A 21,082-nucleotide genomic window follows, 5' to 3' on the forward strand; every position below is an offset into this window, starting at 1 on the left:
CTGGTGGGGATGACTCAAAGCCAAGTTGAATCCGCGGTCGACGCCTTCTGGCGCATCTGGGACATTCCGATCACGGTGGCCGGCATCATCGTCGGAGCGATCCTCGTCCGCCTGATCCTGCACTTCGTCATCCGGCGAGTGGTGAACCGCATCGTGAGCGGCTTCAAGCGACGTCAGAACGTCGAGGACACCCAGTCGCTCCACGCCTCACCCCTCGCCGCGGCGCGGATCGTGCAGCGCACCCGCACACTGGGCCTGGTGCTCAGCAACATCGTCACCACGGTGATCGTGGTGCTGTCGCTGCTGATGATCCTCACCACGCTGGTGCCGGACGTGACCGGCGCGTTCGCGCTCATCACCGCAGCGCTCGGCGCGGGTCTCGGCTTCGGTGCACAGAACATCATCAAGGACGTGCTCAACGGCCTGTTCATGGTGGTCGAAGACCAGCTCGGGGTGGGCGACGTCGTCGACCTCGGCCCGGCGACGGGCGTCGTGGAGAACGTCGGAATCCGGGTCACGCAGATCCGCGACGTGAACGGCACGCTGTGGTTCGTGCGAAACGGGGAGATACTCCGGGTGGGCAACATGTCGCTCGGCTGGTCCCGGGTGATCCTGGACCTCGCCGTGCCCTACGACGCCGACGTCGACGCGGTGCAGGAGCGGATGCTCCGCACGGCGACGCAGCTCGCGGAGAGCCCGAAGTGGAAGCCGCTGGTCCTGGACCGGCCGGAGATCTGGGGCATCGAGTCGATCTCCGCGGAAGCGGTGATCGTCCGGATCGTGATGAAGACCCGGTCCGGCGAGAAGGACAACGTCGCCCGGGAGCTGCGCGCGCGGCTGAAGGCGGCGCTCGACGACATGGGCGTGCACCTCCCCGCGCTCAACACGGTGGTGCTGAGCGGGTTCGAGGGTGCATCCTCGGTGAAGGGCGCACGCGAGCCGAGGACAGCGCCGACACCGGCGCAACCGGCGGTCGCCGCCGGCAAGGCCACGACGAAGCGAGGGCGGCAATGAGCGATCTCACCCTGCGCCGCTCGAATGGCGGCGAATCGGTCGACGGCAACTTCTGGCAGCAAGTGGGCGGACGGCCCACGTTCGAGAAGCTGGTGCGCACGTTCTACGACGGCGTCCGGCACGACCCCGTGCTGCTGCCGATGTATCCCGACATGGACTTGGAGCCCGCGATCCAGCGGCTCACCGGGTTCCTGGAGCAGTACTGGGGCGGTCCGGCCGCCTACAGCGACGAGCGCGGCCACCCTCGGCTGAGGATGCGGCACCTGCCGTTCAAGGTCAATCCCGACGCCCGCGACCGATGGCTCAAGCACATGCGCGCGGCCGTCGACGAGCTGAAGCTGGATCCGCTGCATGAGGGCATGCTGTGGGGCTATCTCGAGCGCGCGGCGCACGCAATGGTCAACACGTTCGACGACTGAGCGCCCGCCGCGGCGGGATGCGCGGGAGGATGGGGTCTGCGACGTCCATCCGCCGCCACTATCGAAGGTTCCTCTCATGGTTCAGCAGGCCGATGCGATCATCGTCGGCGCCGGGCTCGCCGGCTTGGTCGCCGCGGCCGAGCTGCTCGACGCCGGCAAGCGGGTGATCATCCTGGAGCAGGAGCCGGCCGCGAGCTTCGGCGGGCAGGCGTGGTGGGCGTTCGGCGGCCTGTTCCTCGTCGACTCCCCCGAGCAGCGCCGGATGGGCGTGCGGGACAGCCACGAGCTCGCCCGGCAGGACTGGCTGGCCTCCGCAGCGTTCGACCGGCCGGAGGACGCCTGGCCGAGACGCTGGGCCGAGGCATACCTGGCGTTCGCCGCCGGTGAGAAGCGGTCGTGGCTGCATTCGCGGGGCGTGCGCCTCTTCCCGGTCGTGGGTTGGGCCGAGCGGGGCGGCTACGGCGCCAACGGGCACGGCAACTCCGTGCCCCGGTTCCACATCGTCTGGGGCACGGGGCCGGCGCTCCTCGAGCCGTTCGCCAGGACGGTGCGCGACGGCATCCGCAATGGCACGGCAAGCCTCCGCTTCCGGCATCGAGTCGACGGCCTGGTGCGGTCCGGGGACGCGGTGGTCGGCGTGCACGGCACGACGCTGGCGCCGGATGCCGCACCGCGCGGTGCGGAGAGCAGCCGTCGCCCCATCGGCCCGTTCCAGCTGCAGGCCGGGGCCGTGCTCCTCGCGAGTGGCGGAATCGGCGGCAACCACGACCTCGTGCGAAAGCACTGGCCGGCACGGCTCGGCGAGCCCCCGCAGGCCATGCTGAGCGGTGTTCCCGCGCACGTCGACGGCCGGATGCTCGAGATCGCGGAACAGTCCGGCGCCCGGCTGATCAACCGGGACCGGATGTGGCACTACCCGGAGGGCGTCGACAACTACGCGCCGGTCTGGAACCGGCACGGCATCCGGATCCTGCCCGGCCCATCGAGCATCTGGCTCGACGCCACCGGCGCACGCCTGCCGGTGCCGCTGTTCCCCGGCTTCGACACTCTCGGCACGCTCGAGCACATCGTCTCCACCGGCTACGATCACAGCTGGTTCGTGCTGACCCAGAGCATCCTCGAGAAGGAGTTCGCCCTCTCCGGCAGCGAGCAGAACCCTGATCTGACCGGCAAGAGCATCGCGCAGCTGCTGCGGCGGCTGGGTCCGGGCGCTCCACGGCCGGTGGAGGCGTTCAAGACCTCCGGTGCCGACTTCGTCGTCGCCGACACCCTCGACGAGCTGCTCGCCGGCATGCAGCGGCTCGCCCCGCTCGTGCCGCTCGACAGTGCGCGGGTGCGGCTGGAGCTGGAATCCCGCGACCGGGAGCTCGACAACGCCTTCGGCAAGGATGCGCAGCTCACCGCGATCCGTGGCGCCCGAGGCTACCGGGGGGACCGGCTCATCCGGGTGGCGCGCCCGCACCGCATCCTCGACCCGGCGCACTTCCCGCTCATCGCGGTGAAGCTGCATGTGCTCACCCGGAAAACCCTCGGGGGCATCGAGACGGACCTCGAGGGCCGCGTGCTCGACGGGACCGGCAACGCGGTGCCGGGACTCTTCGCGGCCGGTGAGGCGAGCGGCTTCGGCGGCGGCGGGATGCACGGCTACCGGTCCCTGGAGGGCACGTTCCTGGGCGGCTGCCTCTTCAGCGGCCGCCAAGCGGGCCGTGCAATCGCGCACCAGGTGTGAGGCCCGCGCGAGTCGCAGCCGGCGATTTGCCCCTGCTCCAGGTCGCGACTAGCGTTAACCCCCCCTAGCGACGAATTCCATTGCCGGGTGGGCGGGATCCTGCCCATCGATCAACGCAATGGAGACCATCCCGTGTCCGGTTCCTCGCTCTTCGCGCATCGCGACTTCCGCCTGCTGCTGCTCGGTCAGACGACCAGTCAGTTCGGCACCCAGGTCAGCGGTGTCGCCATCCCCCTGCTGGCCGTGCTGGCCCTCGACGCCTCCCCGTTCGAGGTGGGGCTCGTCTCGGCGTCCTCGACCCTCGCATTCGCGCTCATCGGCCTGCCCGCCGGCGCTTGGCTCGACTCGATGCACCGCCGGCCCGTGCTGATCGCCAGCGATGTCGTGCGGGCCGTGCTGCTCGCCACGATCCCGCTGGCGGCCGTGCTCGGCATCCTCACCATCGCGCACCTCGTGGTCGTGTCGCTGCTGGCGGGCTTCGCGCGGGTGTTCTTCGATGTCGGCTACTCCAGTTACATCCCCACGGTGATCGGCAAGGGAAGGCTCCTCGCCGGCAACTCGGCGATGGAGACCATCCGGGCCTCCGGACAGGTCGTCGGCCCAGGGGTCGGAGGCTTCCTGGTCACGCTCCTGGGCGCGGCGGCGGTCGTGCTGGTGCAGGCGGTCACCTTCGCGGTCTCCGCGGTGTGCCTGCTGCTGATCCGAACCCGTGAAGAGGCCCTGCCGGTCCGGCAGGAGCGGCCTCGTCTGTGGCCGCAGATCCGGGAGGGGCTGGCCTTCGTGGCGCGCAATCGGATCCTGCGTGCCACTGCGCTCGCGAGTGCCGCATCGAACTTCTCGTTCGCGGTCGCGTCGTCGGTCAACTTCATCTTCATGTCCCGCTCGCTCGACCTCTCCGCGACCGCGATCGGGCTGATCATCGCCGGCGGATCCGTCACGGTGATGATCGCTGCGGCGATCACGCCGCGGATGGGCCGCGCCGTCGGCACCGCACGGATCATCTGGCTCTCGCTGGCCGTCACGGGCCCGTTCACGATCCTCGCGCCGCTGGCCCAGCCCGGGTGGGGCGTCGTGCTGCTGATCGTGAGCATCGCGGCGGCCGAGTTCGGCCAGATCGTCTACGCCATCACCAACGTGAGCCTGCGCCAGCGACTGACGCCGGACCGGATGCTGAGCCGGGTCACGGCCACGATGCGATTCCTGATCATGGGGACCTTCCCCGCCGGTGCGCTCCTCGGCGGGGTGCTCGGTGAGCTCAGCATCCGCGGCACGCTGCTCTTCGTGGCCGGCGTCGCGATCCTCGTGCCGATCCCGCTCTACCTCGCACTCCGCGGCACGCGCGACGTCGACGAGATCCCCGAGTGGCAGTCCGCTCCGGAGCCCGGCGCGGTGGCTGAGGAGCCGGACGGCCCGCGGCCGAGGTGATCAGCGGGACAGGGTCCAGGCGCGTCGCTTGATGAGCACGTGGCCGCGCTCGGTGGTGAGCCTGGACCATGCCCCCGTCTCCAAGATGGCGACCGGGTCCACGCCGAGGAAGCCGAGGCTGAGCGCGGCGAACGCGGCACCGGCTGGGATGTGCTCCAGCCCCTCGACCGGCCGACTCCACACCTCCGAGCGCACGCGCTGCACCAGCTGGGCGCCGGTTCCCCCCGGCACCGCCTCCTTCACCTCGGCGATTCCCGCCTCTGCGGCACGCTGCAGGACGACCGGGTCGACGGTCTGCTGCGGCGTCCACCCTCCGCGCGGGGGCGAGATGCCGGCCCACGTCACCGTGTTGACCTCCATCGGCACGGTGACGGACGGGCCGTCGGCGCCCTCTTCGCTCTCCAGCACGGATCGCTCGACCCGCTGCAGCAGCGAGCGGATCGGCACCACGACGTCGATGGGGTCCTTCTCCTGCACGGCGTACGTGCGCAGACCCAGCACGGTCGGCGTCTCGTCCAGGAGGCCGACCGGATAGAGGATCGCGGTGTACACCGCGAGGACGCCGCCGTCGGCGATCAGCCGGACGCTGCCCTCCTCCACCCGTGCTGCCCGGGAGAGGAATGTCTGCAGGTCGCTCATGGCGAGCGAGTCCGTGAGGGTGAGGGAGCGATTCATCGGCCCCTCTAAACTACAGCCATGGGCGACCCTCTGGCCGGACTGCTGGCGGCACTGGATCTGTCGGACACGGGAGCCCGCACCAGCGAGGACATCTTCACCGCTCAGAGCCAGTGGGTGCCGCACGGCCGCGTGTTCGGCGGCCAGGTGCTCGCCCAGTCGCTCCTCGCGGCGATGCGCACGCTCGAGGAGGACCGGCCGGTCCACTCGATGCACGCCTACTTCCTGCGTCCGGGCGACGTTGCCGAACCGATCACGCTGGCCGTCGACCGCATCCACGACGGTCGCTCGTTCTCCACCAGGCGCACGCAGGCGTATCAGGCGGGCGCGCCGATCCTGTCGATGATCGCGTCATTCCAGACCCGCGACGAGGGGCTCGAGCACTCGATCGCCATGCCGGACGACCTGCCCGACCCGGAGTCGCTTCCGAGTGCAGCCGAGTCGCTGCACGGGGTGCCGCATCCGGTGGCGGAGTACTGGGCACGCGAGCGTCCGTTCGACATGCGGCACGTCCCCTCCCCCATCTACCTCGCCGTCGACGACGGCAAGCAGGCGCATCAGGCGGTGTGGATGCGCGCGATCGGGCCGCTGCCGGATGACCCGAAGCTGCATCAGGCCGCGCTCGCCTACGCCAGTGACTACACGATCCTGGAGCCGATCCTGCGTCGGCACGGCGTCGCGTGGGCGCAGCCGGGGCTGAAGGTCGCGAGCCTCGACCACGCGATGTGGTGGCACCGGTTCGGCCGCGTGGACGAGTGGTTCCTCTACGCTCAGGAATCACCCAACGCGATCGGCGGCCGCGGCCTGTCGATGGGGAGGATCTACGCCCGCGACGGCGCTCTGCTCGCCAGCGTGGCGCAGGAGGGCATGGTCCGGGTGCCACGTGACGCGCGGCCCAGCACCGGCTGAGCCGGTTTTCGCCCGAGCCCGCCGACACAGCACAGCGCCGGCAGACGAGAGAGGACCCCCGTGACCGCTTCCGACCGCACCCTTGCCGACCGCGCATCGGCATCCGCTGCCGTGAGCCGCAGGACCGCGCTCACGCTCGGCGGCGCGACGGCCTCCGTCGTCGCGCTCGCGGCGTGCGCACCGGGTGCCTCCACCCCACCCGCCGCGGAGGCGCCGCCCGCGGAGCCGACGGCGGTGGGATCGCTGGCGGACCTCCCGGTGGGCGGCACGGCGTCCGCAGAGCTCGGTTCCACGCCCATCCTGCTGTCGCGGCCCGCAGAGGGCGAGGTGAAGGCGTTCAGCGCCATCTGCACCCATCAGCAGTGCGTGGTGTCAGCCGATTTCGGATGCCCGTGCCACGGCTCCACCTTCGACGCGTCGACGGGTGAGCCCACCGAGGGACCGGCGATGCAGCCTCTTCCGGAGTACCAGGTGACCCTCGACGGCGACACCATCCTGGTCTCCGCGTGATGCCCGCCTTCGATTACGAGGTCAACGGGCTGCCGCTGCACATCCTGGTCGTGCACGCCGTCGTGGTGTTCGTGCCCCTCGCGGCCGTCAGCGTGCTGCTGGCGGCGGCGTGGCCGGCCGCACGCCGCCGACTCGGCCTGCTGCCGGCCGCGCTCGCCACCGTCGCGCTCGCACTGGTGCCGGTCACCACGGCGGCCGGTGAGTGGCTGAAGGCACGGCTTCCGAGTGCACCGCTGATCGAGCAGCACGCCGCGCTCGGCGACGATCTGCTGCCGTGGAGCATCGCCGTCTTCGTGGTGGCGGTGCTGCTGTGGCTGTACGACCGCTTCCGGCCGCGGCTCGCCGAGCGGATGCCGCCGGGCGTCGTGCGCGCGGTCCCGTGGGTGCTCCTCGTGCTCGCCTTCGCCGCGGCCGTCGGCTCACTGATCACCGTCGTGGTGATCGGCGAGTCCGGCGCCCGCGCCGTCTGGCAGGGCACATACAGCCCCGACCCGCTCCCCCGCTGACCCCTGCCCCCAAGCGTCGTCATGACCCTGTCGAAGGCCCGCGAAGGGTTCAGCGGCGGTTGGCGAAGACGATGGGGTCTTCCGTGAAGGGCGTCCAGGCCGCCCGCTCGTCGTCGCTGATCCGACGCGGCTTGCCAGTGGCCGCGTCGACCAGCACGATCGTGGTGGACGCCTTGGCGAACTGCACGAACGGGTCCGCGCCGATCGGCGAGCACACCTCGTAGCAGACCTCGAGGCTCGCGCCGCCCAGCCTTCCCAGCCACAGCTGCACGTCGAGCGGTGCGCGAAGGTACGGGATCGGCGCCAGATACTCGATCTCCTGCCGGGCGATCAGCGTGAGCGTGTCCGAGCCGGGCAGGCCCTCGAGCACCGCGGTGCTGCCCTCGATCTGGCTGCTCTCATCCGTCACCCAGAAGGCCTGGATGCGCGCTTCCTCGAGAAGCCGCAGCATCTCCGCGTTGTTCACGTGCCCGTATGCGTCCAGGTCGCTCCAGCGCAGCCGGATCGGCACGTGCAGCCGCGTCACGTCAGCTCCGGGTGAGCTTGCGGTAGGTGGACCGGTGCGGGTTCGCAGCATCCGGACCGAGGCGCTCGATCTTGTTCTGCTCATACGCCTCGAAGTTGCCCTCGAACCAGTGCCAGTGGGACGGGTTCTCCTCCGTGCCCTCGTAGGCGAGGATGTGCGTGGCGATCCGGTCGAGGAACCACCGGTCGTGCGTGATGACGACGGCGCAGCCGGGGAACTCGAGCAGTGCGTTCTCCAGGCTGCCGAGCGTCTCGACGTCGAGGTCGTTCGTGGGCTCGTCGAGCAGCAGCAGGTTGCCGCCCTGCTTCAGCGTCAGCGCCAGGTTCAGCCGGTTGCGCTCACCGCCGGAGAGGATGCCGGCCCGCTTCTGCTGGTCCGGGCCCTTGAAGCCAAACTGCGAGACGTAGGCCCGCGACGGGATCTCGACCTTGCCGACCTGGATGATGTCCAGCCCTTCGGACACGACCTCCCATAGCGTCTTGTTCGGGTCGATGCCGGCGCGCGACTGGTCGACGTAGGACAGCTGCACGGTCTCGCCGATCTTCAGCTCTCCCCCATCCAGCGGCTCCATGCCGACGATGGTCTTGAACAGCGTCGTCTTGCCGACACCGTTCGGGCCGATCACGCCGACGATGCCGTTCCGGGGCAGGCTGAAGCTGAGTCCGTCGATCAGCGTGCGGTCGCCGAAGCCTTTCGACAGGTTCTTCGCCTCGATCACGACCTGACCGAGCCGCGGACCCGGCGGGATCTGGATCTCCTCGAAGTCGAGCTTCCGTGTGCGGTCTGCCTCCGCGGCCATCTCCTCGTAGCGCGCCAGCCGCGCCTTGGACTTCGCCTGGCGGCCCTTCGCGTTGCTGCGCACCCACTCCAACTCGCCCGCCAGGCGCTTGGCGAGCTTCGCGTCCTTCTTGCCCTGGATGTTGAGGCGCTCCGCCTTCTTCTCGAGATAGGTCGAGTAGTTGCCCTCGTACGGGTAGAGACGACCGCGGTCGACCTCGGCGATCCAGCCGGCCACGTGGTCGAGGAAGTACCGGTCGTGGGTGACCGCGATCACCGCGCCCGCGTACTTCGAGAGGTGCTGCTCGAGCCACAGCACGCTCTCGGCGTCGAGGTGGTTGGTGGGCTCGTCGAGCAGCAGCAGGTCCGGCTTCTGCAGCAGCAGGCGGGCGAGCGCGACGCGGCGCTTCTCACCTCCGGAGAGGTTGACCACCGGCTCGTCGCCCGGCGGTGTCCGCAGCGCATCCATCGCCTGCTCGAGCTGCGAGTCGAGATCCCAGGCGTCGGCTGCGTCGATGGCTTCCTGCAGGGTGCCCATCTCGGCCAGCAGTGTGTCGAAGTCGGCGTCCGGGTCTGCCATCGCGGCGGAGATCTCGTTGAACCGGTCGAGCTTGGCCTTGATCTCGCCAAGCCCCTCCTGCACGTTCTCGAGCACCGTCTTCGTCTCGTCGAGCACCGGCTCCTGCATGAGGATGCCGACCGAGTATCCGGGGCTGAGCTTGGCCTCCCCGTTGCTCGGCTGGTCGAGGCCGGCCATGATTTTCAGGATCGTGGACTTGCCGGCGCCGTTCGGGCCGACCATCCCGATCTTCGCCCCCGGCAGGAAGCTCATCGTCACATCGTCGAGGATGAGCTTGTCACCGACCGCCTTGCGGGCGCGGACCATCGAGTAAATGAATTCGGCCATGCCTCAAGTCTACGGACCGTGCCGGACCGACCCGACGCCCCCCGAGGGGGCGGAGCCGGCCGCTACCAGTCGATCGGGCGGGTGCGGCCGACGAGGCACTTGCCGGTGCTCAGCGCGTCGGTGACATGGCTGACGTAGCCGATGTCGCCGTACTGCCCGAGCAGGCATGCGTCACCGATCCGCACGGCGAACTGGATGCTGTCCGCGGCCAGATCCGCCGCGGTCCGGTCCGGCGTGACCTCCATCGCCTCGCGGGCGAATCCGGCCGCGATCAGGTTGTCGATGAAGGCGCGGCCGTCGGGGGCGTCCTGCTCCTCCACGAGCCGCTCATTCGCGTAGTCGAAGTAGTCGCGGTTCTGCAGTGCGCTGCCGTCAGGATCGAGCGTCGGTGCAGGGCGCGTCGTCTCCGGAACGGGCGTCGGCTCCGCCGATGGGGCGGCGTTCGCATCGGTCGGGGTCGTGTCGGGTCCCGGGCCCGCCGGGCCCCACGCGCTGCATCCGCTGACCACGGCCGCCAGGGTGGCGATGCCCGCCGTCGATGCAAGCACGCGCCTGCGAGTACGGCCAGGACGGCCCACGGTTCCCCATTCCCAGCTCCGGCCCCTCGGAGCCCTCCGATTGTAGAGCCGGGGACCCGCGGCCCGCCGAACCGGCGGTTCCTGCGCAGGTCTCAGAACGGCGTCACAAGCGCGGCGTTCTCGGGAGGTGACGTCGACTCGGGAGGCGACGTCGATTCTGGAGCCGGCTCGGCGACGTCCGCGAAGGAGGAGTCCGGGTCGGCCTGCTCCCGCTCCAGTGCCGCGTCATCCTGCGACGAGCCGCGGAGTCCTCCGGTCTTGGTGTAGCGCGCGGTGCCCCAGCTGAGGTCGGGTCCGATTGCGTCGGCCTCCACATCGACATGGAGGCCGCTTCGGGCGCCGTTCTCCCAATTCTTGATCTTCAGTTTCCCCACGACGACCACGGGGTCGCCCTGCTGCAGTGATGCGGCGCAGTTGAGCGCGAGCTGCCGGAACGCCGACACCGAGTACCAGTTTGTGTCGCCGTCCACCCAGCGCGATTGTGCCCGGTCGAACCAGCGGTTCGACGAGGCGAGCCGGAAGCTCGTGACAGGGAGTCCGGTGGCGCTGACGATGTGCCGCGGGCTGGTTGCGACGCGTCCGAGAATGGTGATGGTGTCCTGCATGGCTGCTCCTTCGGGTCGCGGGCTCCGGGGCTGCGCTCGTGCCGGGAAGCGGCCCCGGAGCCCGGTGCAGACGAGCCTGCCGGTGCGGGACCGCGGGAAGGGGGTGGCGTGACCCCTGGTGCCCTTCGTCCGCCCGAAGAGGCCTGTGAGCGACCGGACATGCGGGGCACCCGGGCGGATGAACGAGAACGGGCCGGCCACCCGTGAGGGGTGGCCGGCCCGATCAGGCACAGCAGACCAGTGCGTGCCGAGCTCAGTGCTCGCTGAACTCCGGCCGTTCGGTTCCCAGCGGGAGCGCAGCGTGCAGCGCGTTCTTCGCCACGTCGAGCGAGGGATACGTGCCTCGCGATGTGCCGTCAGGAAGCAGCTTGACCTCGAAGCCGTCCGCCACACGGTGGATTGAGCCGACGGCGCCGACGCTCCCGATCGCCACCCAGGTGCCGTGGGACGTCTCGTTCTGCACTCCGGTTGCCTCGTTCATACATCGCTCCTTTGCGTTCGACGGGATCACTTCGACGCTACGCCGAGGGCGACGCGGTGTCGAGGGCGCTCAGCTGGCGAGCACGTAGCTCGCGTAGGACTTCCGCACCTTGTTGACCTTGGGCAGGGCGACTGCGAGGCAGTAGCCCTGGTTGGGGTTCTTCGCGAAGAAGTCCTGGTGGTACTCCTCCGCCCGGTAGTAGTCGCCGAGCGGGCTGATCTCCGTGACGATGCCGCCGTCCCAGAGCTCCGCCGCGCGGTCTCGCGCGGTCTCGAACAGCGCCTTCTGCTCTTCGTCCGCGTAGAACATCGCCGAGCGGTACTGGGTGCCGATGTCGTTGCCCTGGCGATTCAGCTGGCGGGGGTCGTGCAGGGTGAAGAAGACGTCGAGGATGACCTCGTCCGGGATGATCTCGGGGTCGAAGGTGACCGCCACGGCCTCCGCGTGGCCGGTGCTCCCGGTGCAGACGAGCTCGTAGCCCGGGTCCGGGACCTGACCACCGGTGTATCCCGAGACGACGTCGGTGACGCCCTTCAGCGTGCGGTAGACGGCGTCGAGACACCAGAAGCAGCCGCCGGCGAGAACGAAAGTGTGCATGGTCGAACCCTACTTTCCATGGGTTGGGGGACACTCGGTGCAACCGGGACTGGCCGGAGTTCATTCCGTCGCGGTCCTAGGCTGTTCGGCATGCCATACGACGCGGATCCGGCCAGGTACGAGCACCTCGAGTACATGCGCGTTGGGCGCAGCGGCCTGAAGCTGCCGCCGGTGTCGCTGGGCCTGTGGAACAACTTCGGCGCCGACCGTCCCCTCGAGACGCAGCGGGCGATCCTCCGCCGGGCCTTCGACCGTGGCGTCACCCACTTCGATCTGGCCAACAATTACGGTCCGCCGGCGGGCTCCGCGGAGTCGAACTTCGGGCAGATCTACGCCGCTGATCTCGTGCCGTACCGCGACGAGCTGGTCCTCGCCACGAAGGCCGGCTACTTCATGCACGAGGGGCCGTACGGTGAGTGGGGTTCCCGCAAGTACCTGCTCTCCTCCCTCGATGCGAGCCTGAAGCGCATGGGCGTGGAATATGTCGACATCTTCTACTCCCACCGCCCGGACCCCGAGACACCGATCGAGGAGACGATGGGCGCGCTCGCGAGCGCGGTGCAGCAGGGCAAGGCGCTCTACGTCGGCATCTCCAACTACGACCGCCCGGAGCAGCTGCGCGCCGCGGTGGCGGCGCTCGCCGAGCACAAGGTTCCGCTGCTCATCCACCAGCCGCGCTACAACATGTTCGACCGCCACATCGAAGAGTCCGGTCTGCTCGACGCCCTCGGCGAACTCGGCGTCGGCAGCATCGCCTTCTCCCCGCTCGCCCAGGGTCTGCTCACCGGCCGCTACCTCAACGGCGTGCCCGCCGACTCCCGCGCGGCAGAGGGCCGCTGGATCAGCGAGCGCAACATCTCGGAGACGTACCTCGAACGGGCGCGCGGGCTGAGCGCGATCGCGGAGGCACGGAGGCAGAGTCTCGCGCAGCTCGCGCTGCTGTGGGTGCTCCGCCAGCCGCAGATGACGAGCGCCCTGATCGGTGCAAGCAGCGTCGCACAGCTCGACGACAACCTCGACGCGCTCTCGGCTCCCCCGCTCACGCCGGAGGAGATCGACGCGATCGAGGAGTTCGCGGTCCACGGCACCGGCACCTGACCGGCCTGTGGGCTACGTCTACGCGCTGCTCGCGGCGCTCCTCTTCGGCGCGAACGGCAGCGTCACGAAGGTCGTGATGGAAGCGGGGCTGAGTGCCACCCAGCTGACCCAGTTCCGCGTGCTCGGGACCGCGGTGATCTCGGGCCTCCTGCTGCTGGTGCTCGACCGTTCCGCGTTCCGCCTGAACCGACGGCAGCTGATCGTGATGGCGATCCTCGGCGTGCTCGGCGTCGCTCTCCTGCAAGCAGCCTACGCAGCCGCGGTGCAGTTGCTTCCGGTCGGGATCGCGCTGCTGCTGGAGTACCTGGCCGTGCTCATGGTCGCAGTGATCGCCTTCTTCTTCCTCAAGGAGCGGGTGCGCAGCCGGCTGTGGGTCGCGATCGGCTGCGTGCTCGCGGGACTGGCGCTGGTGGCGGAGGTCTGGGCAAGCCGCCTGGACCCGCTCGGCGTCATCCTGGCGCTCACCGCCGCCGCCGCGCTGACGATCTACTTCCTGGTCGGCGAACGGCAGGTGCAGGCCACCTCACCGCTGGCGGTGGCGTTCTGGACGATGACGGCCGCCAGCGTCTTCTGGGCGTTCCTCAGCGGGTGGTGGACCCTTCAGCCGTCCGACTTCCTCACCGTCAGCTCGCTGGGCGGCGCCCTTGCGGATGTCTCCGTGCCGCTGTGGGTGCCGCTGGCCTGGAACGTCGTGCTGGGGTCCTTCGCGCCGTTCTTCCTCTCGTTCCTTGCGCTGCGGCACCTCAGCGCCACGGCCGCCGGGGTGGTCGCGGCGAGCGAGGTGATCTTCGCGTTCCTCGTCGCATGGCTGTGGCTCGGCGAGGAACTCGGCACGGTGCAGCTCGTCGGCGCCGCAGTGGTGCTGGCCGGCATCGTGCTGGCACAGACGGCGCGGGCCGGGAAGGTGGTCGACGCTGACCTCGCCCTGGACATTCCCGGTCCGGTCGCGGTCCCGCGGCGCAGCGATGTCGGTGGTGCCGCCTAACGTCGGAGGTGATCGAACAGGCCGGGCCGGCGGCGGAGGAGGCAACCATGACCAAGCGAAGCATGACCTCGCCGCGCACGACCGCCCAGCCGGCCGTGGCGACCACCGGAAGCCGGTCGGCGCCCCGCCTCGTGCAGGTCAACGACCGGCTGTGGCGGGTCACCCGGCAGACCGGTGAGATCCTCGGCTACGTGGAGTCGTTCGACTCGCCGGCCGGCGACCGGTACCGCGCGAAGCGCTACATCCTCCGCGCGCGCCGCTTCGATGTGCTCGGCGAGTTCTGGCGCATCGACGACGCGACCGACGCACTGCGGTTCGGCTGACGCCTCCGACGCCCCCAGGCGGAAAACCGCCGGTCGCGAGGCGATGTCCCGAACACGCGCGATTCTCCCGGCGATCCGGCGGCACCGTCGTAAGGTGCCCCCATGCAGCAGTGGTGGAACAGTCTCGTCGGTTGGGTCGCCTCGGATGAGGGGTTCCGGATCCTCTCCGCGACCGTCTTCCCGTTCGTGGCGATCCTGGTGGCCGGGATCGTGGCGGCGCTCATCGCCCGCTCGGCGGTGAAGCGGATGCTCCGGCAGCAGAACCGCGAGCTGCAGGCATCCGCGGTGTCGGCGCTGATCGGCGCCGGTCGGAAGGCCGCGGTGTGGAGCAGCCTGCCGGCGAACGAGAAGGAGCACGTCGACGCCCAAGCCGGCGAGGCCGAAGTGCGAGTGCGGCTGCTGCCGCTGCCGGGCACCACGCTCGCAGCCGACTGGGCGGTGCACCAGCTTCGGGGGATGAAGACGAACTCGGCGAACTTCAGCTTCCAGGCGGAGCAGACGCTCGAGGAGTACCGCGACCGCCTGATCGAGTGGCAGCAGCGGCCGAGCCGTGCGAAGCGGCTGTTCAAGGACGACCTGGAGCAGTGGCGGTACGAGCAGTCGCACACCCCTGACCCCGCGGTCACGCGGCAGCAGGAATGGGCGGCGTCGCGGGTGCAGCCGCCGGCGCCCGGAGAACCTCGCGATGACACGATCGAGTTCATCCGGCCGTCGACGGTGGACCCCTCGGGCGACAGCGAGTTCGCGCACCCTCCGGTGACCGCCTCCGCGGTGCGCGCCCGCATCGCGCCACAGACCGACGACGACCGCTGACGGCTCCCATCGATGGCGGCGACCAGCGCGGGGCTCCTCGTCTACCGCCTGGAGGCGTCAGCCGTGCAGGTGCTGCTCGGGCATCCGGGCGGACCATTCTGGGCCAAGCGGGACGCAGGTGCCTGGTCCATCCCGAAAGGTGAGCACGGCCCCGACGAGACCCCGCTCGACGCGGCACGACGTGAGTTTCAGGAAGAGCTGGGCGTTGCACCACCGGACTCCCCCGTGCTCGACCTCGGCACGACGCGGCTGAAGAGCGGCAAGCTCATCCGCGCCTTCGCCGTCGAGGGTGAGCTCGACCCGGCGGCGATCGCGCCCGGCGAATTCGAGATGGAATGGCCGCCGAAGAGCGGCAGGACCGGCCGCTTCCCGGAGATCGACCGCGTGGAGTGGTTCTTCCTCGACGAGGCGCGGACGCGTCTCAATCCCGCGCAGGGTGTGTTCCTCGACCGCCTCGGCGATGCGCTGCCTAGGTGACGTCGTCCGCCTGCTCGGCGCCCGGCTCCGGAACGGCACGCAGACCGGTGCTCGTGTTCGCCGCCTGCATCAGCACCTCGAGCCACGCCTGATTGAGCCTGCCCCCACGCGGTCCGTCGTACTTGAAATAGAGCGAGGCGCTTTCGTTCACCCACACGGAGCCGTGGGCGCCCCCGACGTGCGACTCGTCCTCCCCCACACCGGGTTCCTCATCCCAGCTGAACGCGAAGTTCTCACGACGACGCAGCTTCGCGACGATGACCGCCTGCAGGTGCTTGAGCGTGCGGTCCTCGATGGAGACAGCCGGTGCCGTCCCGTAGATGAAGCTTCCCACTGGTGAATCCTCGAATCGCCGCCGGGGTTCTCAACACCCCTTCCGCGCAAGGATAGCGGCCGATGGCCCCCTAGATGTCCAGCCCGTCCACGAGCGGACTCGGATCCGACGAGGGCTCGGGAGTGATCGAATGCCGTCCCGGGCTGCGCCGGCCCTCCAGCGCGGCGATCCGCTCCTTCATGTGGCCGATCATGTCGGCGTTGTCTGGGTCGACCGCGGGCGTGTCCTCCGGCAGCTGCTCCACCACGATCTCGCTGGCCGGCCCGACGATGAACGACACTTCGTGCTCCCGCAGATCGTGTTCGTTCACACCGCGGAACGCGATGGTCTCCGACGTGCCGTCGCGTGCCAGCGCGGCCGCGTACTCCAGCAGGAGCGCGCCGAAATCGTCGTCGACCAGCACTGCCGTGCCGACGTAGGTGATGCGTTTCACCCCTCTAGCGTTCACGACGACGCTGAGGACGGCGGACGCCGGACCCCGCCTCACAGGGAACTCCCCGCTGGCATTCGGCTTGTGCTGGTCCGGCTTCGGTGCCCTCGGCAGGAATCGAACCTGCGACCAAGAGATTAGAAGGCTCCTGCTCTATCCGCTGAGCTACGAGGGCGCGCACTCACGATACCCCAGCGCCGCGCTCGGATCCGGGCGTCACACCGCCTTCGCGAGCGCCACGAGCACTTGGTTGAGGGAGGGGACGCCCTCGGCCCGGAACACCTCTTCGGCGTTCCCATGGACCACAACGGTGGGCGTGGAGCGAACCCGCTCCCGCTCCGCATCGCTCGCATCGCGCACGATGTCGAGCTCTGTCAACTCCATGGCCGGCACCAGCTTCGCCGCCTCCGCGAGCACCCTGCGAGTCTGCATGCATGGCTCGCAGAAGGCGGACGTGTACAGCGTCACGCGCACGTCGGCATCCCGCCGGCCGGGATCAGATGTCGAATTCCCAGCGGTCCTCCGGGTCCTGCAGCGGCTCGCTGTCGTGCTGATCCCAGACGTAGAGCACCTGCACCTGGCCGCCCCGCTGGCGCACGCCGGTCGCCCTGTAGACGAGCATGGTGTCCATGCCGTTCTGGTTCACGATCTCAGTGACCTCGGTGTCCCAGCTTCCGTCGGTGCTGATCCGCCGGTCGGTCTGACCGTCGAACGGTCCGCCCTGGAAGATCATCACGTACTCGTCGCCGTGCTGCATGGTGGGTGCGTTGTCAGCCATGGCCACAGTGTACGAGCCGAGGTTCCGCGCTCTCCCGGAGTTCCCAGGCCGTCCGCTCCGGGCATCCGCGTCGGCGCCCGCGGCTAGACTCGCCGCATGAGTGCACCCGATCGTCTCGTGTGGATCGACTGCGAGATGACGGGACTCGACGTCGGTGTCGATGAACTCGTCGAGGTCGCCGTCGTGGTCACGGACTTCGACCTGGCGCCGGTGGACGACGGCTTCACGATCGTCATCAAGCCCGATCAGTCTGCCCTCGACAACATGGGCGAATTCGTCACCGCCATGCACCGCGAGAGCGGCCTGCTCGAAGAGATCCCGAACGGGGTCAGCCTCGCCGAAGCCGAGTACGAGGTGGTCGAGTACATCCTCAAGCACGTGCCGGCCGGGCAGCAGGCCCCGCTCGCCGGCAACTCCATCGGCACCGACCGGGCGTTCCTCGCCAAGTACATGCCGCGCGTCGATGCGCATCTGCACTATCGCAACATCGACGTGTCGTCCATCAAGGAGTTGTGCCGCCGCTGGTTCCCGCGGATCTACTTCAACGCTCCTCCGAAGAACGGCGGCCATCGAGCGCTCGCCGACATCCTCGAGTCGATCCGCGAGCTCGACTTCTATCGCAGGGCTGCGTTCGTGCCGGATCCCGGACCCACCTCCGAGGACGTCCAGGCGGTCGCCGCCGGCATCGTCGACCAGTGGGCGCACCGGCTCGACCAGCCTGCGATCCAGGAGGCGTCCGGTCTGTAATAGAATCAAGCGGTTGCCTCGCTTCGGCGGGGACATGGTGGGCGTAGCTCAGTTGGTAGAGCGCTGGCTTGTGGTGCCGGATGTCGCGGGTTCAAGTCCCGTCGTCCACCCCAGTTCTTCTTCTCGCGTCGCGGGACCAGCCGTACGCTGGAGCCGTGCCAAGGCCCGCCCGCCCCTCCCCGGCCGAACTGTCACCCGAGCCGTGGCCTGCGAGACCCTCCGACGACCCGGTTGCTGAGGTCGCGCGGCGTCTGGTGCTGAACGTCGAGCGGGAGATCGGGGGGCGCAGCGTGCGATCGGTCGCCGAGTCGGCGCAGGTCGACCACACGACACTCCTCGGGCTCCTGCGGGGGCGCTCGTGGCCCGATCTCGTCACCATCGCGCGACTGGAGCGTGGACTGGAGGCGGACCTCTGGCCAGGCCTGCCGAAGCGTGACTGAGCCTTCAGCCCTCGGTCCGGGCCGGCGATAACGGCCGGGTCACAGCCGCGTCACAAGCCCGTAACATCCGGCCGGCAATGGGCGATTCGTCTTGCCATCCCGCAGAAGCGCTTTCTAGCGTCGAGGATGCAGTACATCCCGAACCAGAGAACAGCGGCAGCAGATTGCGGCCGCCAAGGCGGAAGGAGAGGGCGATGACTGACGAGGGCAAGCTGGTCAAACTCAGCGACAGCGACCTCCGCGTGGCCGGAGGGAGCGACATCCGCGATCGCACCGTCAAGAACCCCGACGGGGAGGAGGTCGGCACCGTCGAAGACCTCCTGATCGACCCGGAGGCGGACGAGGTCCGATTCCTGATCGTCGCGTCGGGCGGCTTTCTCGGGATCGGCAAGGAGAAGTCCTTCGTTCCGGTCGAGGCGGTTCGCGAGGTCGGAGACGAGGTGCTCGTCGACCTCAGCCGCGAGCAGCTCGCCGGGGCCCCTGGGTACGACCCCGACCTGGTCCCGGACCGGGTCTATTACGACCAGCTGTACGGGTACTACGGCTTCACCCCGTACTGGGTGTCGGGGTTCACTCCGCCGTTCCGGCCCTGGCCCTGACCGGGTCCCCCGGCCGTCCTCGTTCGTGAGCAATGGAGCTCCGGGCGGGGATGTTCACCCAAAGGAAGGCAGCATCCCGTGACGAGCAACACACATCGAAGACGCAGGCGGCGCGCGTCGGCCGGTCTGATCGGAGTGCTCGCCGCGATCACCGTGGCGGGATGCGCAGAGACCGCTGATCTGCCTCCGGAGGAGAAAGACGCGATCAACGCCGGCAGGAACGCAGAGGTCGGCGTCGTGAGCGCCGACAACCTGCTGCTGATCTCCACGGCGGAGGAGGAGCCCGGGCGGCTTCTCGGCCTGCTGACCACCACCTCGGGCGAGCCGGTCGAGGTGACGTTCGCAGACGCCGACGAGGAGATCACCGTGACGGTGGATCCTTCAGACGCGGAAGCACCTGACGGCTACAGCTTCGAGGAGAACGAGCACATCTTCCGGACCTCCGAGGCGCCGCCCGGGGCGCTCGCGGAGATCACCGTCTCGGTCGAGGGCGAGTCGGAGGAACTGCGGATTCCCGTGCTGGACGGGAGCCTCGAACGCTACCGGCCCTTCGTTCCCGAGGGCTAGGTCCTGATTTCCGCATCGGCGGCTGCCCGCCGCTGCGGCGGGCTCGCCGGCTCATTCCACGCTTTGACGGCCGCCCACGCCGTGGCAACCACGGGAACCGCGAGGATCGCGCCGGCGATGCCGGCGACCGCCGCACCGGCGACCAGCGCGACGATGATCGCGAGCGGGTGGAGATTCACCGACTGTCCCATCACGATCGGGCGGAGCAGGTTCTGCTCCAGCTGGACGATCACGAACACGACGATCGCCACGATGAGGGCGACCGTGGGCCCGTTGGCGACCAGCGCGACGATCGCCGCCACCCCACCGCCGATGGTCGGCCCGACCACCGGGACGAATCCGGCCAGGAACATGACGACCGCCAGCGGCACCGCGAGGGGCACCTGCAGGATGGCCAGCGCCACGCCGATGGCAACCGCATCGACCAGGGCGACGAGCGCGGTGCCGCGCGCGTAGCCGCCGAGCACCGCCAGACCTGTGCGCCCGATCCTGCGCCCCCGCTCGAGGCGCTCCCCCTGGAGCGGGCGCAGGAGGAACTCCCAGATCCGTCCGCCGTCCTTCAGCAGGAAGAACAGGATCACCAGCACCAGCAGGATTCCCGTGAACGCCTGAATCGCGATCGAGACGCCGGCGAGCGCCCCGCTGCCGAACTGGCTGCTCGCGAGGAAATCGGCGACGGACTCACGCGCAGCCGCGATCTGCTCGCTGGTGATCGGGATGGGGCCTTCGAGCAGCAGCGCCTGGAGTTCCTCCACCCCCTCATCGAAGGCACCGACCAGCCGATCCCACTGAGCGCGGATCGCCATCGTGAGCAGCACTCCCGTTCCGCCGAGAAGAAGAAGTCCACCCAGGAACGCGATCCAGGTCGCGAGGGTCGCCGGGACACCACGGCGCACCATCCAGTTGACCATGGGGCCGATCGCGGCCGCGAGGATCAACGCGATGAGCAGTGGGACGACGATGAGCTTGAGCTGGACCAGACCCCAGACGATGGCCGCCGCGAGCAGCACCACCAGCAGGATGAGCCCGGAGCGGATGCCGAGCCGACCCAGGCGGTCAGCGAAGACGCCCGATGGATTAGGCCGAGCGTGGTCGAGTGCCCGCATTTCTTCACGATAGGTGCCGACTCGGCGGGCGGCGCGGCGACACGGCCGAGGAACCGGCGCGCTGTCACATTCCGCCGGCGAACCTCGGGACCACCTGCCCGCTCCGTGGCCGCCCGCTCGGCGGTCTGTCGCGGAGCGGGCGCCTGCTCAGTGGCTGACCCGCCCGCGATGCGACTCGATGACAGGCGGGATCAGCCGGTCCGCCACCAGGCCGGTGACGAGCGCATACACCGCCTTGTGGCCGTAGTCGACGACCTGCTCTCGAGCCGGCCAGGTCATCGGCGGCGCCCCGGCGCCGGTGGCGTTCTCGAGCGTCTGGTCGAACGCCAAGCGGACGCCGGAATGCTTCAGGTGGGCCATCGGACCCCGGATGCCGGTGACAGCCCAGACGCCACGCAGTGCACCCAGCGCGGCCCCGGTGCCCCAGTGCATCACATGATTCCAGACGGGCGACTGCTTGCCCTCACCGGGATGCCGGCCGAGCAGGGTCAGGAGCGTCCGGGCAGGGATGTACGAGTTGGGCCGCTTGGTGATTGCCTGCTCCGCCTTCTCACCGACCGTCATCACCGCCACACCGATCAGGCCGCAGGCGACGCCCACCAGCGCCGCGCGTCCGAGCTCGCGTCCGCGTGCCATCCACCCTCCGATCTCAGCCGGTCCGTATGGCCACCACGTTAGGCGCAGGCGTCGATGGCGTTCACGGCGCGCGGGAGGCCGTCACCGGACT

29 protein-coding genes and 2 tRNA genes are annotated in these 21,082 nt (G+C 69.4%); 17 read left to right on the forward strand and 14 right to left on the reverse strand.

Annotated features, from left to right (window positions below; all coding sequences use genetic code 11):
- Positions 1–9: 9 nt before the first annotated feature.
- From ACFFGH_RS11185 to ACFFGH_RS11200, 4 genes are all read left to right on the forward strand, one after another.
- Complete coding sequence (locus tag ACFFGH_RS11185; RefSeq protein ID WP_386668226.1) at positions 10–1,014, forward strand: mechanosensitive ion channel family protein; 1,005 nt, start codon at positions 10–12, stop codon at positions 1,012–1,014.
- Positions 1,011–1,433 carry a globin gene (locus ACFFGH_RS11190; protein WP_386668227.1) on the forward strand — a complete coding sequence of 141 codons (423 nt, stop codon included), beginning with the start codon at positions 1,011–1,013 and terminating at the stop codon, positions 1,431–1,433. Before ACFFGH_RS11185 ends, ACFFGH_RS11190 begins: the two co-directional genes overlap by 4 nt.
- A gap of 76 nt (positions 1,434–1,509) precedes the next feature.
- Positions 1,510–3,162 (forward strand): FAD-binding dehydrogenase, encoded by a 1,653-nt coding sequence (locus tag ACFFGH_RS11195; protein WP_386668229.1) that lies wholly within the window; start codon positions 1,510–1,512, stop codon positions 3,160–3,162.
- A 132-nt stretch (positions 3,163–3,294) separates the two neighbouring features.
- A complete protein-coding gene (locus ACFFGH_RS11200) occupies positions 3,295–4,587 on the forward strand; it encodes an MFS transporter (RefSeq protein WP_386668231.1) in 1,293 nt (430 codons plus the stop codon).
- On the opposite strand, the gene ACFFGH_RS11205 is transcribed toward ACFFGH_RS11200, so the two are convergent.
- The gene (locus ACFFGH_RS11205) at positions 4,588–5,262 is read right to left on the reverse strand and encodes a DUF8185 domain-containing protein (RefSeq protein WP_386668233.1); all 675 of its coding nucleotides are present in this window, start codon (positions 5,260–5,262) and stop codon (positions 4,588–4,590) included. It abuts the gene before it with no gap.
- A gap of 21 nt (positions 5,263–5,283) precedes the next feature.
- Here ACFFGH_RS11205 and ACFFGH_RS11210 point away from each other — a divergent pair, with 21 nt between their 5' ends.
- From ACFFGH_RS11210 to ACFFGH_RS11220, 3 genes are read left to right on the forward strand one after another with little or no spacing between them, the layout of a single operon-like run.
- Positions 5,284–6,171, forward strand: a complete 888-nt coding sequence (locus ACFFGH_RS11210) for an acyl-CoA thioesterase (RefSeq protein WP_386668235.1) — start codon at positions 5,284–5,286, stop codon at positions 6,169–6,171.
- A 60-nt stretch (positions 6,172–6,231) separates the two neighbouring features.
- A complete protein-coding gene (locus tag ACFFGH_RS11215) occupies positions 6,232–6,681 on the forward strand; it encodes a Rieske (2Fe-2S) protein (protein WP_386668237.1) in 450 nt (149 codons plus the stop codon).
- Positions 6,681–7,187 carry a DUF2231 domain-containing protein gene (locus ACFFGH_RS11220; protein WP_386668239.1) on the forward strand — a complete coding sequence of 169 codons (507 nt, stop codon included), beginning with the start codon at positions 6,681–6,683 and terminating at the stop codon, positions 7,185–7,187. The genes ACFFGH_RS11215 and ACFFGH_RS11220 overlap by 1 nt, the downstream gene beginning before the upstream one ends.
- A 49-nt stretch (positions 7,188–7,236) precedes the next feature.
- On the opposite strand, the gene ACFFGH_RS11225 is transcribed toward ACFFGH_RS11220, so the two are convergent.
- From ACFFGH_RS11225 to msrA, 6 genes are all read right to left on the reverse strand, one after another.
- Positions 7,237–7,713: an acyl-CoA thioesterase gene (locus ACFFGH_RS11225; RefSeq protein ID WP_386668241.1), complete on the reverse strand. Its 477-nt coding sequence runs from the start codon at positions 7,711–7,713 to the stop codon at positions 7,237–7,239.
- 1 nt (position 7,714) lies between these two features.
- Positions 7,715–9,397: an energy-dependent translational throttle protein EttA gene (ettA, locus tag ACFFGH_RS11230; RefSeq protein WP_386668243.1), complete on the reverse strand. Its 1,683-nt coding sequence runs from the start codon at positions 9,395–9,397 to the stop codon at positions 7,715–7,717.
- A gap of 62 nt (positions 9,398–9,459) precedes the next feature.
- On the reverse strand, positions 9,460–9,945 hold the full coding sequence (locus ACFFGH_RS11235; protein WP_386668245.1) for a DUF6993 domain-containing protein: 486 nt from the start codon (positions 9,943–9,945) through the stop codon (positions 9,460–9,462).
- 122 nt (positions 9,946–10,067) lie between these two features.
- The gene (locus tag ACFFGH_RS11240; protein ID WP_386668247.1) at positions 10,068–10,580 is read right to left on the reverse strand and encodes a single-stranded DNA-binding protein; all 513 of its coding nucleotides are present in this window, start codon (positions 10,578–10,580) and stop codon (positions 10,068–10,070) included.
- Between the two features lie 253 nt (positions 10,581–10,833).
- Positions 10,834–11,061, reverse strand: coding sequence for a hypothetical protein (locus ACFFGH_RS11245; RefSeq protein ID WP_386668249.1), 228 nt, complete (start codon positions 11,059–11,061; stop codon positions 10,834–10,836).
- A gap of 69 nt (positions 11,062–11,130) precedes the next feature.
- Entirely contained in the window at positions 11,131–11,658 is a 528-nt protein-coding gene (gene msrA, locus ACFFGH_RS11250; RefSeq protein ID WP_386668251.1) for a peptide-methionine (S)-S-oxide reductase MsrA, read from the reverse strand.
- Positions 11,659–11,748: 90 nt separating this feature from the next.
- On the opposite strand from msrA, the gene ACFFGH_RS11255 reads away from it, so the two are divergent.
- The 5 genes from ACFFGH_RS11255 (at position 11,749) to ACFFGH_RS11275 (ending at position 15,354) form a co-directional block, all read left to right on the forward strand.
- Positions 11,749–12,756, forward strand: coding sequence for an aldo/keto reductase (locus ACFFGH_RS11255; protein ID WP_386668253.1), 1,008 nt, complete (start codon positions 11,749–11,751; stop codon positions 12,754–12,756).
- A 7-nt stretch (positions 12,757–12,763) separates the two neighbouring features.
- A complete protein-coding gene (locus ACFFGH_RS11260) occupies positions 12,764–13,741 on the forward strand; it encodes a DMT family transporter (protein WP_386668255.1) in 978 nt (325 codons plus the stop codon).
- A gap of 47 nt (positions 13,742–13,788) precedes the next feature.
- Positions 13,789–14,064, forward strand: coding sequence for a hypothetical protein (locus ACFFGH_RS11265; protein WP_386668257.1), 276 nt, complete (start codon positions 13,789–13,791; stop codon positions 14,062–14,064).
- 102 nt (positions 14,065–14,166) lie between these two features.
- Entirely contained in the window at positions 14,167–14,877 is a 711-nt protein-coding gene (locus ACFFGH_RS11270; RefSeq protein ID WP_386668259.1) for a hypothetical protein, read from the forward strand.
- 12 nt (positions 14,878–14,889) lie between these two features.
- Positions 14,890–15,354: an NUDIX hydrolase gene (locus tag ACFFGH_RS11275; RefSeq protein WP_386668261.1), complete on the forward strand. Its 465-nt coding sequence runs from the start codon at positions 14,890–14,892 to the stop codon at positions 15,352–15,354.
- Here the strand turns inward: ACFFGH_RS11275 and ACFFGH_RS11280 are convergent.
- The 5 genes from ACFFGH_RS11280 to ACFFGH_RS11300 all read right to left on the reverse strand — a co-directional run bounded on the left by ACFFGH_RS11280 (position 15,347) and on the right by ACFFGH_RS11300 (position 16,896).
- Complete coding sequence (locus ACFFGH_RS11280; RefSeq protein WP_386668263.1) at positions 15,347–15,688, reverse strand: DUF7882 family protein; 342 nt, start codon at positions 15,686–15,688, stop codon at positions 15,347–15,349. The two genes, ACFFGH_RS11275 and ACFFGH_RS11280, sit on opposite strands and share 8 nt — an antisense overlap.
- Before the next feature lie 70 nt (positions 15,689–15,758).
- On the reverse strand, positions 15,759–16,121 hold the full coding sequence (locus ACFFGH_RS11285; RefSeq protein ID WP_386668265.1) for a hypothetical protein: 363 nt from the start codon (positions 16,119–16,121) through the stop codon (positions 15,759–15,761).
- Between the two features lie 99 nt (positions 16,122–16,220).
- Positions 16,221–16,293 (reverse strand) — tRNA-Arg (locus ACFFGH_RS11290).
- A gap of 41 nt (positions 16,294–16,334) precedes the next feature.
- Entirely contained in the window at positions 16,335–16,550 is a 216-nt protein-coding gene (locus tag ACFFGH_RS11295; RefSeq protein ID WP_386668267.1) for a thioredoxin domain-containing protein, read from the reverse strand.
- A 64-nt stretch (positions 16,551–16,614) separates the two neighbouring features.
- Positions 16,615–16,896 (reverse strand): hypothetical protein, encoded by a 282-nt coding sequence (locus ACFFGH_RS11300; protein WP_386668269.1) that lies wholly within the window; start codon positions 16,894–16,896, stop codon positions 16,615–16,617.
- Positions 16,897–16,992: 96 nt separating this feature from the next.
- Between ACFFGH_RS11300 and orn the strand changes: the two genes are divergently transcribed.
- From orn to ACFFGH_RS11325, 5 genes are all read left to right on the forward strand, one after another.
- A complete protein-coding gene (gene orn, locus ACFFGH_RS11305) occupies positions 16,993–17,643 on the forward strand; it encodes an oligoribonuclease (protein ID WP_386668270.1) in 651 nt (216 codons plus the stop codon).
- 37 nt (positions 17,644–17,680) lie between these two features.
- Positions 17,681–17,756 (forward strand) — tRNA-His (locus tag ACFFGH_RS11310).
- Between the two features lie 42 nt (positions 17,757–17,798).
- Positions 17,799–18,083 carry a hypothetical protein gene (locus ACFFGH_RS11315; protein ID WP_386668272.1) on the forward strand — a complete coding sequence of 95 codons (285 nt, stop codon included), beginning with the start codon at positions 17,799–17,801 and terminating at the stop codon, positions 18,081–18,083.
- 194 nt (positions 18,084–18,277) lie between these two features.
- Positions 18,278–18,682 (forward strand): PRC-barrel domain-containing protein, encoded by a 405-nt coding sequence (locus ACFFGH_RS11320; RefSeq protein WP_386668273.1) that lies wholly within the window; start codon positions 18,278–18,280, stop codon positions 18,680–18,682.
- Positions 18,683–18,760: 78 nt separating this feature from the next.
- On the forward strand, positions 18,761–19,249 hold the full coding sequence (locus ACFFGH_RS11325; RefSeq protein ID WP_386668275.1) for a hypothetical protein: 489 nt from the start codon (positions 18,761–18,763) through the stop codon (positions 19,247–19,249).
- On the opposite strand, the gene ACFFGH_RS11330 is transcribed toward ACFFGH_RS11325, so the two are convergent.
- Together ACFFGH_RS11330 and ACFFGH_RS11335 are read right to left on the reverse strand one after the other, a co-directional pair.
- Positions 19,246–20,355: an AI-2E family transporter gene (locus ACFFGH_RS11330; RefSeq protein ID WP_386668277.1), complete on the reverse strand. Its 1,110-nt coding sequence runs from the start codon at positions 20,353–20,355 to the stop codon at positions 19,246–19,248. The genes ACFFGH_RS11325 and ACFFGH_RS11330 overlap by 4 nt on opposite strands.
- A gap of 147 nt (positions 20,356–20,502) precedes the next feature.
- Positions 20,503–20,991 (reverse strand): hypothetical protein, encoded by a 489-nt coding sequence (locus tag ACFFGH_RS11335; protein ID WP_386668279.1) that lies wholly within the window; start codon positions 20,989–20,991, stop codon positions 20,503–20,505.
- Between the last annotated feature and the right edge of the window lie 91 nt (positions 20,992–21,082).

It is taken from the genome of Lysobacter korlensis (genome assembly GCF_042434515.1).